8 protein-coding genes are annotated in these 12,074 nt (G+C 60.7%); 5 read left to right on the plus strand and 3 right to left on the minus strand.

Annotated elements, in window-relative coordinates; genetic code table 11:
* Positions 1-147: 147 nt before the first annotated feature.
* From AC1DCP_RS04230 to AC1DCP_RS04245, 4 genes are all read left to right on the plus strand, one after another.
* Positions 148-1,701 carry a Do family serine endopeptidase gene (locus tag AC1DCP_RS04230; protein ID WP_003512147.1) on the plus strand — a complete coding sequence of 518 codons (1,554 nt, stop codon included), beginning with the start codon at positions 148-150 and terminating at the stop codon, positions 1,699-1,701.
* 271 nt (positions 1,702-1,972) lie between these two features.
* Positions 1,973-2,731, plus strand: a complete 759-nt coding sequence (locus AC1DCP_RS04235) for a response regulator transcription factor (protein WP_013635754.1) — start codon at positions 1,973-1,975, stop codon at positions 2,729-2,731.
* A 9-nt stretch (positions 2,732-2,740) separates the two neighbouring features.
* Positions 2,741-4,150 carry a sensor histidine kinase gene (locus AC1DCP_RS04240; protein WP_025592864.1) on the plus strand — a complete coding sequence of 470 codons (1,410 nt, stop codon included), beginning with the start codon at positions 2,741-2,743 and terminating at the stop codon, positions 4,148-4,150.
* Positions 4,151-4,341: 191 nt separating this feature from the next.
* Positions 4,342-4,767 (plus strand): thiol-disulfide oxidoreductase DCC family protein, encoded by a 426-nt coding sequence (locus AC1DCP_RS04245; RefSeq protein WP_065688145.1) that lies wholly within the window; start codon positions 4,342-4,344, stop codon positions 4,765-4,767.
* A 113-nt stretch (positions 4,768-4,880) separates the two neighbouring features.
* Here the strand turns inward: AC1DCP_RS04245 and AC1DCP_RS04250 are convergent, their stop codons facing one another.
* Positions 4,881-5,744, minus strand: coding sequence for a MipA/OmpV family protein (locus AC1DCP_RS04250; RefSeq protein ID WP_065688146.1), 864 nt, complete (start codon positions 5,742-5,744; stop codon positions 4,881-4,883).
* 323 nt (positions 5,745-6,067) lie between these two features.
* Here AC1DCP_RS04250 and AC1DCP_RS04255 point away from each other — a divergent pair, with 323 nt between their 5' ends.
* Positions 6,068-9,037 carry a bifunctional [glutamine synthetase] adenylyltransferase/[glutamine synthetase]-adenylyl-L-tyrosine phosphorylase gene (locus tag AC1DCP_RS04255; RefSeq protein ID WP_112152832.1) on the plus strand — a complete coding sequence of 990 codons (2,970 nt, stop codon included), beginning with the start codon at positions 6,068-6,070 and terminating at the stop codon, positions 9,035-9,037.
* A gap of 62 nt (positions 9,038-9,099) precedes the next feature.
* Here the strand turns inward: AC1DCP_RS04255 and AC1DCP_RS04260 are convergent, their stop codons facing one another.
* The gene (locus tag AC1DCP_RS04260; protein WP_019564062.1) at positions 9,100-11,436 is read right to left on the minus strand and encodes a PAS domain-containing sensor histidine kinase; all 2,337 of its coding nucleotides are present in this window, start codon (positions 11,434-11,436) and stop codon (positions 9,100-9,102) included.
* 238 nt (positions 11,437-11,674) lie between these two features.
* On the minus strand, positions 11,675-11,995 hold the full coding sequence (locus tag AC1DCP_RS04265; RefSeq protein WP_003512161.1) for a carboxymuconolactone decarboxylase family protein: 321 nt from the start codon (positions 11,993-11,995) through the stop codon (positions 11,675-11,677).
* Positions 11,996-12,074 lie beyond the last annotated feature (79 nt).

Here is a 12,074-nt window from a genome sequence, read left to right on the forward strand (position 1 = left end):
ATATCCGTCCTCGGTTCTTTTTCAACATTACGGTTTTTTCATTCGTCAGACACTTCGCTGTAAGGTGTCGCCTCCTATATCTTCATCATCCACCGCTTCTCCCCCGGTCAAACGGGTTCCAGTCTGAATGAAGAAAGAAGGTACACCATGTCTCACTCGCAAAACGGACGCTCCTCGCTGAAGACGGTTCTGAAGGCAACGACCGTTGGCGGTCTTGCCGCGCTGATGCTTTCCACAGGCATCGCCGCACCGATCGTTCATTCCTTTGCCGCTCCGGTCGAGGTGACTGCGCCGCAGGTTCCGAGCTTCGCCAATGTGGTCGAGGCGGTTTCGCCCGCCGTCGTCTCCGTTCGCGTCCAGTCGAACGTGCAGCCCGCTTCCGATGATTCCAGCAACTTTTCCTTCAATTTCGGCGGCCGTGGTCTCGACCAGCTGCCGGACGACCATCCCCTGAAGCGCTTCTTCAAGGAATTCGGCGGCCCCAACCAGGACCGTCCCGACCGTGGTCCGAACCGTCACCGTGACGGCAAGGGTCCGCTGCGCCCGGTCGCTCAAGGATCCGGCTTCTTCATCTCCGAAGACGGTTATGTCGTCACCAACAACCACGTTGTCGATGACGGCTCCGCCTACACGGTGGTGATGAATGACGGTACCGAACTCGAAGCCAAGCTCGTTGGCCGTGATCCGCGTACCGATCTGGCGCTGCTGAAGGTCGATGTAAACCGCAAGTTCACCTATGTGCAGTTTGCCGACGATAGCAAGATTCGCGTCGGTGACTGGGTCGTAGCCGTCGGTAACCCCTTCGGCCTCGGCGGCACCGTAACCTCGGGCATCGTTTCTGCCCGTGGCCGCGATATCGGCTCCGGCCCCTATGACGATTACCTGCAGATCGACGCCGCCGTGAACCGCGGCAACTCCGGTGGTCCCGCCTTCAATCTCAACGGTGAAGTCGTTGGCATCAACACCGCGATCTTCTCGCCCTCCGGCGGCAATGTCGGAATTGCTTTCGCCATTCCGTCGTCCGTTGCCAAGGACGTGATCGCCGACCTGCAAAAGGACGGCAAGGTCGAACGCGGCTGGCTCGGCGTGCAGATCCAGCCGGTCAGCAAGGACATTGCCGAGTCGCTTGGTCTTGCCGAAGCGAAGGGCGCGCTCGTCGTCTCGCCGCAGTCCGGTTCGCCGGGCGACAAGGCTGGCATCAAGCAGGGTGACATCATCACTGCCGTCAATGGCGATCCGGTCAAGGATGCCCGCGATCTGTCGCGCCGCATCGGCAGCATGACGCCAAACAGCAAGGTTGAAATCTCGCTCTGGCGCGGCGGCAAGTCGCAGTCGGTCACCGTGACGCTTGGCGATCTCGCAAGCGACGATGCCTCCAAGGCAACGCCGGGCCAGGAAAACGACAGTGGCAGCAAGCCTTCCAGCGCAAAGGTGCTGTCGAGCCTCGGCCTGACGGTTGCGCCCGCTGACGACGGCAACGGCCTTGCCATCACTGATGTCGATCCGGACAGCGACGCCGCTGCCCGTGGCCTGAAGACGGGTGAGAAGATCACCTCCGTCAACAACCAGCAGGTGGCTTCTGCCGCCGATATCGAGAAGGTTCTCGAGCAGGCGAAGAAGGACGGACGCTCCAAGGCGCTGTTCCAGATCCAGACGGACAGCGGCAGCCGCTTCATCGCACTGGATATCGACCAGGGTTGATAATCTGAGATGCGACGCCGGTTCTTCTTCGAGCCGGCGTCGCTCGGGACTGTCTCTCACCTTGAGGGCGGGACAGAGTATGTGGAACGCGCGTGCCGCTTGTTTCTTCTCCGCTAGGGAGGAGAAGGTCGCGGCAGCGGGATCAAGGGCAAGGCCAGCGATAGACCGCGCCCTTGCCCCCTTATCCGACCCTTCGGGCCACCTTCCCCCCGGCGGGGGAGAAGACAAGGACCCACAAAGCCGGTCCAGTCAGCACCGAGGAGGAAATCTCATGGAAAACAAGGTTCAGGAAATGTCTGTCGCATCTGTTTCCGGTTGTGCGGAAAAGGGCGAGGGCGCTATTGTCCCGCACATGAAGATTCTTGTTATTGAAGACGATCTCGAGGCTGCGGCCTATATGACCAAGGCGTTCCGGGAAGTCGGTATCGTTGCCGACCACGCGAGCGATGGTGAAAGCGGCCTGTTCATGGGCTGCGAGAATTCCTATGACGTGATGGTGATCGACCGCATGCTGCCGCGCCGCGACGGACTTTCCGTCATCAGCGAGCTGCGCCGGCGCGGCATCGAAACGCCGGTTCTCATTCTTTCGGCGCTTGGGCAGGTGGACGACCGCGTGACCGGCCTGCGTGCCGGCGGCGATGATTATCTGCCCAAACCCTATGCCTTTTCCGAACTTCTCGCCCGCATCGAAGTGCTGGGCCGCCGCAAGGGCAAACCCGAACAGGACATGGTCTACCGTGTCGGCGATCTCGAACTTGACCGGCTGTCCCACGATGTCCGTCGCGGTGGCAAGGAAATTCTGTTGCAGCCGCGTGAGTTCCGCCTGCTGGAATATCTCATGAAGAATGCCGGCCAGGTGGTGACCCGCACCATGCTTCTGGAAAACGTCTGGGATTATCATTTCGACCCGCAGACCAATGTCATCGACGTGCATGTGTCCCGCCTTCGTTCGAAGATCGAAAAGGACTTCGAAAAGCCGCTGCTGAAGACCATTCGCGGCGCGGGTTACATGATGAAGGATGAGGGCTGATTGGCGAAAATGGTCCGCCTCAGAATATTGTTCCGGTCAACAGCGGTGCGCCTTTCTGCGCTCTATATCCTGCTGTTTGCGCTCTGCGCCGCCTTTCTGGTCTTTTATGTCACCGCCCTTTCCGAACGGCTGCTGAACCAGCAGACGCGTGACGCGGTGCTGCAGGAAGTGTCGGATGTGCAGCGCATCTACAATCGCGGCGGCATCAACCCGCTGTTGCGGATGATGGAGCGCCGTGCCCGCCAGCCGGGGGCGAGCCTTTACATCATCGCCGGCCCCAATGGCGAAATCCTTGCAGGCAACGTCGCTTCCGTGCAGCCCGGCGTGTTTGACAAGGAGGGCTGGACGGGTTTCCCCTTCCGTTACGAACGTTATTCCGAAAGCGGCGACAGCGTGCAGCATATGGCGACCGCCAATGTCTTCATGCTGGACAACGGCCTGCGCATCCTGATCGGCCGCGATCTCGGCGAACCCACCAAATTCCGGGCGCTGGTGCGCAATGCACTGATGGTGGCGCTTGCCATCATGAGCGCCGGTGCGCTGCTCATCTGGTTCGGCATCGGCCGCAATGCCTTGAAACGCATCGACCGCATGTCGGCAGCGACCAAGAAGATCATGGCCGGCGATCTTTCGCAGCGCCTGCCGCAGGGCCGCTCCGGCGACGAGTTCGATCGGCTGTCCGGATCGCTCAACGCCATGCTCGGCCGTATCGAAAAGCTGAACGAGGGCTTGCGGCAGGTGTCCGACAATATCGCCCACGACCTCAAGACACCACTGACGCGGCTGCGCAACAAGGCAGCCGCCGCCTTGGATGACAACGACGAAACGAAACGGCGCGCGGCACTCGAAGGCATCATCGCCGAATCCGACCAGTTGATCCGCACCTTCAATGCATTGTTGATGATTTCCCGCGTCGAGGCCGGCTCCATCGCCGCCGAAATGACCGATGTGGACATGTCGGCAATCGCCGCCGACAGCGCCGAACTTTACGAACCGGTGGCCGAGGACGCGGGACTTACGCTTGAGGCCGAGATCGAACCCGGTCTTTCGGTGCAGGGCAACCGTGAGCTGATCGGCCAGGCGCTTTCAAACCTCATCGACAACGCCATGAAATATGCCTGCGAATGCGAGGGCGACAAAAAACTCATCGTGCGTCTGGTGAGCAAACCGGACGCCATCGTGCTGTCCGTCTCCGATAACGGCCCCGGCATCCCCGCCGACAAGCGCGGCGAGGTGCTGAAACGTTTCGTGCGGCTGGACGAAAGCCGCTCCAAACCCGGCACGGGGCTCGGCCTGTCGCTGGTGGAGGCCGTGATGGAATTGCACGGCGGATCGCTCGCGCTGTCGGACACCGACACTACGAATTCCGTCTGCCCGGGCCTGACCGTCTCGATGATCTTTCCCGTTTCGACCCAGTAAGCCGCGCTGTCCAACGCCGCCGACACCAGCACCGGCTGGTCACCGCTATTTGTGCGGAAATTCGTTCACCTCCGAGAAATAATCGTCTCCCGAGATTGAATTGAAAGATGATCGGAAGAATATCCTATAAGGTTCTACAGCTGCACTTTATGAGGGGATCGCATCGCGATCGGCAAAAGGACTTATGACCGATGGCAAACATGGCCCCCTTGGTCGGCGACCAACATGGACCGATTATCCTGTTCGATGCCGAATGTGTGCTGTGTTCGGTGAATGCGCAATTCGTACTGCGGCATGACAAGGCCGGATATTTCCGGCTGGCCTCCATGCAGGGAGCCGTCGGCACGGAAATCTACCGTCGGCACGGAATGGACCCCAAAAATCCGGTCAGCCTGCTCGTCGTCGATGGCGAGAGGGTGCGACAGGACAGCGACGGCGTTCTTGCTATCTATGAGGCGCTTGGCATGCCCTGGCGGCTGCTTGGCATGTTGCGCATAATTCCTGCATTTCTGCGCGATCCCGTCTATCGTTCTGTCGCCCGCAATCGCTACCGTTGGTTCGGAAAACGCGCGCAATGCTGGGTGGCGCCGCCGGAATACAGGGACAGGATTCTCTGAACTTAGCGACGATCCTCCGCCCAGGGCAGGCGACAATTTCAGGCGGCGGGACAGACACGTGACGGCGTTGCGGAGATGCTTACGCATCCCCGCAACGCCACGTCGCCATCGGCTCAGAACGTATAAGCCACGCCAATCATCGCGAAGGGCTGGATGTCCTTCTTGGAGAGCGGGCTGTCCTTGGCATCGCCCAGCAGGAAGCCAACACCGCCGGCGCCGGTGATCGACCAATTCTCGGTCATAAGATAAGTGAGGGAGGCGCTGGCGTCGATGCGCTTGAAGCCTGCCTTGGCGTCATAGCGGCGCAGGCCGGAACGGGCGGATTGGGCTGAGGTGACGCCGAAATAGGATTTCATGTGCTTGTCGTCCGCCCAGGTGGCGGAGAGGTCCGCGCCAAGGATGAACTGGTCGACTTTGTGCGAAACGCTGGCGCCGACGGTTGCGGTCAACCCTTCGCTGCCGCTGATGGTCTTGTCCACCTTCGCATAGACCTCGAAGGGATCGATGCCATAAGCGATAACACCGCCGACCACGCCGCCCGCCTTGATGTCACCCATTCCGCGAAGATTTTTCTTGTCGTCCTTTTCCTTGCGCCCTGCTTCCCAGCCGCCCTTCACGCCCAGTCTGAAGCCGTTGCTGTTCAGCAGGTTGACGGTGACGCCACTGAAATCGATGCTCAGCGTATCTCCATACTCAACGGAAACCAGGGGAACCGCGCCTGCTTCCAGCTTGTCCGAGCCCTCATATTTGGGAGCGTAGGCAGCACCCACGCCAAGTGTGATTTTCCACTCACTGGAACTGCTGTAGCGGGCATTGTCGAAATTGCCCTGCGGTTCGGCGAACCTGTCCGATTTGCCGAGATCGGCAGCGAGGACGGGCGTGCAGACGGCCTGCGCCAAGGGCAGCGCGGTCAGGCACAACGCCATTGCACGCAGGTTCTTTTGCCATTTCACTGTAAAAATCTGTTTCATGATCATATCCGTTGCAGCATCAAGCGTTGCAAAACCTGGGAGTCGGGTTTCGTTGAGCAGGACGCTACGTGGGCATAATTGCGGAGACATTACGCGAGATTGCCGGCCACGACTGAAATGGCGCTTCCTCAGGCCAGACCTCGGAAAAGATCGGCAAAAGCGGTTTTCCTGATCGCAAAGCGCCACGCATTTGTTACAACGCGGAGTGTATGCGCCCGGAAGCTTCGACAATGCGTGGCGGCAGGACGATTTTGCGGGGAGCGATCCTTCCTGAGAATCAGGCACGGTCGAAGCGCAAGGATGGGTCGCTCGGGAGAGGGAGAGAGACAGTGACGAAACGGGAAACCGCTGAAAGGCGGCTGAGCGAGGTTCTGCCGGGAGTTATCCGCCCCTATACGCAGACGGAACTGAAATCCGTTCTCTCCACGCTGAAGGATATCGCCAAGGGCGAGCCAGCTGTGGCCGCGCTTCTTGCCGCCGAAAGCCCGCTGAAGGACTTCATCGCTGCGGCTTTCACGCTGTCGCCCTATCTGCGCGACATGGCCGCGGCGGATGAGGGGCTGCTGACGCTCGCGATTTCAAAGCCACTGGAGCCACTGCTGGCCGCTCTCGTCCGTGAAGCGCGCGATTGCTGGAAGCCGGGGCAAGAGGGCGGCGTGCCCGTCGAAAACGAGGTGATGTCGCGCTTGAGGATCGCCAAGCGTCGGCTTTCCTTTGTCGCAGCGCTTGCCGATCTTGCGCGCATCTTCACCGCCCGCGATACCACGCGCTGGCTGAGCGACATGGCGGATGCTTCGCTGTCGGCCGCCATCGACCACCTGCTGCTTGTCGGCCATGAGACCGGCAAGCTCAAACTGAAGAACGTAGCCGCGCCAAGCGAAGGTTCCGGCCTGATCGTGCTTGGCATGGGCAAGCTCGGTGCGCGTGAACTCAACTATTCCTCGGACATCGACGCAGTGGTGTTCTTCGAACCCTCGGCTGGCATTATCGACGATCCCTATGCTGCGACGGAGAATTTCGGCCGCATGATGCGCCGCCTCGTGCGTATCATGCAGGAACGCACGGCAGACGGTTACGTCTTCCGCACCGATTTGAGGCTCCGGCCAGACCCCGGCTCGACGCCGCTCGCCATTCCCGTGGAAGCGGCGCTGCTTTATTACGAGGGCAGGGGCCAAAACTGGGAACGCGCCGCCTATATCAAGGCGCGGCCGGTGGCCGGCGATCTGAAGGCCGGCGACAATTTCCTGCGCGAACTGACGCCTTTCATCTTCCGCAAATATCTCGATTACGCGGCGATTGCCGATATTCACTCCATCAAGCGGCAGATCCATGCGCATAAGGGCCATGGCGCGATTGCGGTTAAGGGCCATAACGTCAAGCTCGGGCGCGGCGGCATCCGCGAGATCGAGTTCTTCGCGCAGACGCAGCAGCTGATTGCCGGCGGACGTATGCCGGCGCTCAGGGTCCGCGCGACGCAGGAGGCGCTGGCGGCGCTCACCGAAGCGAAATGGATCGATGCCGAAACGCGCGATAGCCTGACTGAAGCCTACTGGTTCCTGCGCGAAGTGGAACACCGCATTCAGATGGTGCGCGATGAGCAGACCCACGTGCTGCCCGACACCGAAACCGAACTGAAGCGCATTGCCTTCATGCTTGGTTTTGAAGATCCCAAGGCGTTTTCCGAGAAGCTGGAAAAGGTGCTGCGGCTGGTGGAGCGCCGTTATTCGGCGCTGTTCGAACAGGAGACGAAACTCTCCGGTGAGGCAGGCAATCTGGTCTTCACGGGCCAGAAGGACGATCCAGATACGCTGAAAACCCTCTCAGCACTTGGTTTTCAGCGGCCGGAGGATATTTCCCGCGTCATCCGCACCTGGCACAATGGCCGGTACCGGGCAACGCAATCGGTCGAGGCGCGCGAGCGGCTGACGGAGCTGACGCCGGATCTGCTGCGCGCCTTTGGCGAAAGCAAGCGGGCGGATGAGGCGCTGCTGCGCTTTGATAATTTCCTCTCCGGGCTACCGGCGGGCATCCAGCTCTTCTCGCTGCTCGGCAACAATCAGGCGCTGTTGTCGCTGCTGGTGACGATCATGTCGTCGGCCCCGCGCCTTGCCGAAATCATCGCCGCCCGCCCGCATGTTTTTGACGGCATGCTGGACCCGGCGCTGATGAGCGACGTGCCGACGCGCGAATATCTTGCCCAGCGCATGGGCAATTTCCTCTCCAATGCCCGCCACTACGAGGATATTCTCGACCGGCTCCGTATTTTCGCCGCCGAGCAGCGCTTTCTCATCGGCGTGCGGCTTTTGACAGGCGCGATTCGTGGCGAGATCGCCGCCCGCGCCTTCACCCATCTTGCCGATCTGGTAATTGAAGCGGCCCTGAATGCCGTTCTCTCGGAGATGGAGACGGCACATGGGCCATATCCGGGCGGGCGCGTGGCCGTGATGGGCATGGGCAAGCTCGGCTCCTTCGAGCTGACCGCGGGTTCGGATGTCGACCTCATTCTCCTCTACGATTACGACGATGCCGCCCATGAATCGACCGGCGCAAAACCGCTCGATGTGGTGCGTTACTTCACTCGCGTCACCCAAAGGCTGATTGCCGCACTATCGGCACCCACAGCCGAGGGCGTGCTTTACGAGGTGGACATGCGGCTTCGCCCCTCCGGCAACAAGGGGCCGGTGGCGACGCGCATTTCCGCCTTTGAGAAATACCAGCGCGAGGAAGCCTGGACCTGGGAACATATGGCGCTTTCCCGCGCTCGCCTGATCTGTGGCGAAGCCTCGCTGATGGAAGATGCGCGCGGCATCATCGCCTCGGTATTGTCCCAGAAGCGCGATGTGGCGAAAGTCTCAGCCGATGTGCTGGAAATGCGAAGTCTCATCGAACAGGAAAAGCCGCCGGAAAACATCTGGGACTTCAAGCTCATCAATGGTGGGCTGATCGACCTCGAATTCATCGCCCAATATCTGGCTTTGGTCGGTCCCGCCAAGGGTCTCCAGCCGCACGAACCGGGTCGCAACACGGCAGAGGCATTGCAGGTGCTGGCCGCCCCGGTGATGGAGCAGCAATCCTTCGACGACTGCATGGCGGCGACGGCGCTTTACACCGAGATATCGCAGATCGTGCGGCTGTGCATCGACGGTGCTTTCAATCCGAAGGAAGCGCCTGCCGGTCTTATCGATCTGGTTTGCCGGGCCGGGGATTGCCCGGATATTTCCACGCTGGAGGGCGAGGTGAAGCGGCTGGCGAAGGTCGTTCGCAAGGCCTTTGTGGCGACGGTGAAGAATGGCGGGTGATGGTGGGTATCGCGCGTTCTGCCGTCACTTACTGCAACGCAGCGGGCACAGCCCGATATTCCTCAATGCACCGTGCCACAGCACCCTGCCGCATGCGGGATGATAATCGTCACCACCGTGCCTCTGCCTTCGCAGGAGCGGATTTTCATCGTGCCGCCATGCAGCCTGACGAGCGAGCGCGAGATGGCGAGCCCGAGGCCTGAGCCGCCCTGGCTTTTGGCGTATTGGCTCTGCACCTGCTCGAAGGGCTGGCCAATCTTGTCGAGCGCCTCGGCGGGAATGCCGATGCCGGTATCGGCGATGGTGAGGATCATGGCGGCCTGATGCACATGGGTGCGCAGCGCTACGCGGCCGCCATTACCGGTGAACTTCACGGCATTGGACAGAAGGTTGAGCATGATCTGCTTCATGGCGCGGCGGTCGCCCTGCATCGTCAGCCCGGCGCAGACCTTCTGCTGCACGGTGATGTTCTTCTGTTCCGCCTGGATGGCGGTCAGCCGCAGGGTTTCCTCGATCAGCGGCGCGAGATCGATTGTCTCGCGGTTGATCCGCATATGGCCCGCTTCGATCTTGGACATATCCAGAATGTCGTTGATGACATTTAGGAGGTGCTTGCCGCTGTCGTGGATATCCCGGGCATATTCGGAATATTTCGGCGAGCCAACCGGCCCGAACATCTCGTTTTGCAGGATGTCGGAAAAGCCGAGAATGGCGTTGAGCGGCGTGCGTAGCTCATGGCTCATATTGGCGAGGAATTCGGACTTTGCGAGGTTTGCCGCCTGGGCGCGCTCTTTTTCGGCGAGATAATTGGCGTTGGCGTCTGAAAGCTCCGTCTTCTGCCGCTCCAGCTTATGCTGCGAGGCGGAAAGATCGCCGATGGTGGCCATCAGCCGGCGTTCGGAGTCACGCAGGCGCTCCTGATGGCGTTTCAGAAGCGTAATGTCGGTGCCGACGGAGACGAGGCCGCCGTCACGGGTGCGGCGTTCATTGATCTGTAGCCAGCGATCATCGGCAAGCTGCACTTCCGTCATGCGCGAAAGGCCGGACTGATCGGGGTCCGCAACGCGCCGCTCCACGACCGGGCGCGCCGCAGCCGCCTGCACGGCGCTCTTTTCGGTGCCCGCTACCAGAACGCTGTCCGGCAGGCCGTAAGCCTTCTGGTAATGGGTGTTGCACATGACGAGACGGTCATTCTTGTCCCACAGCACGAAGGCTTCCGAGGTGGATTCGATGGCGTCTGCAAGGCGCTGGTCTGCCTCGGCATAACGTTGCGCAAGGCGGTGCTGCTCGGTCACGTCCATGGCGATGCCGATGACGCGCGGGCCGTTATTGGTGCGGATGACCTGGGCACGGGCACGCAGCCAGACATAGTGGCCTTTCGCGTGGCGCATGCGGAAGATCTGGTCGATCTGGCGCAGATCACCGCAGCCGACAGCACGAGCAAGCTCGTAGAGGTTTCCATCTTCGGAATGCATCATGCGCGCCGCATCCGAAAAGGACAGCGGTGCGGCCTTCGGCGGTCTGCCGAGGATTTCGTAGAGCGAGCCCGACCAGAACATGCGCCGCGTGGAAAGATCGAAGTCCCACAGGCCGCAGCGGCCACGTGACAGCGCCGTCTCCACCCGCAGGTTCGATTCGGCGAAGATGTCGTCGGCATCGCGGGCGCGTTTGACCTGCATGTAATAGGCGTAGAGTACGACGAGAAGGATCGAGGAGATTCCGGCAAACAGCGTCACGTTCATGGCGATTTCGCTGCGCCAGAAAGAACGGATCGGCTCAAGCGAGCGCGCCGCGATGACCATGCCGCCATCGTCGCCGAAGGGGATCATCGTCGCATAATGCGGCTGGTTGTCGATATTCGTTTCGATGGTGCCGGGCGCGCCGGGAAAACGCTGAACAATGGCGATTTCGGGAAGCAAAGCCGGCAGGGAGGTGCCGATATAAAGCGTGGCGCCCTTGCCGGCGCCGGCGAAAATCCGGCCGTTACTGCCCGACAGAAGCACCATGGTGCCATCAGCAAGGCTGCCCGAAGGCAGCGCTGCGGCAAGGCTCGCCTCTGCGCGGGTGCGCTCTTGCGAGGCAAAGACAATACCGTTGTTGATAAGGGCTGCTTTGGCCGTCAGCGCTGTCAGTGCGGTAGAGTGGCGGGCTGCCTCTTCCATGCGGCTATATTCGGCAACAATGCCCAGCATGCGTGACGCCGCGATGACGACGAGAAATGCAAGAATGAGAATGGGAATGAGGCGCTTCAGCAGGGTCTCGACCTGCGGCATCGGGCGGTCGGAGCCGTTCATCAAACCCATCAGGTCGCTGGAAAGCCTTTCGCCCCAGGCCGCAAGATCAGAAAATTTGGCATACGGCCGCTCATCGCCCGCAGTCGCCCGCCGCACGTTCGTCATTGTCCCGCCTTCAAGATATCCCCACTGATTCGAAGCGCCGCCGCTCGAATAGGCATAGTGAATCAAATGCGATTCGCCGTGTCCAGAGGCAAAAGTTAAAAGAATTTTAACCCCTTGAACCGACTCCGTATTTTTTCGGGACAGCGCGTTACGGTCTGCACAGCGGCGCCAGGCATTGGAAAAACCGACACCCCGATAGTCGGTCTGGGACGTTCCGGTGTGTTACGGCCGGTGGTTCTCAAGCCTTGTCGAAAGCTTCGAGAGCAGGTCCAAGTGCGCCGAGAACGCCGTTTCCGGCGGCAGGAAGCCCGGTCAGCACCGCGCTGATGATATCGTCACGACTTGCGCCATGCGCTTTGGCTTCCAGCACATGAAATGCCACACCCCCTTCAAGCCGCAGTGCGGCGAGAATGCCGATATAGACCAGGCATTGCGTCTTGGCATCCAGCGTGGACGCCGCACCCAGCCCCTGCACGGCCTGAAGCCAGACAGCCTGATGGGCCGGGGCTTCGGTGATGAAACGCTGGAACGAATTGCTGGTGTTGGAAATATCCGTCATTTGAAGTCCCTTTCCGCTTGCGGCCGCGTTCCGGCCTGTCGCTGACGATTGTGTCGCGCAATGCGTTGCGCCGCCTTGA

The organism is Agrobacterium sp. 10T429 (assembly GCF_056393925.1).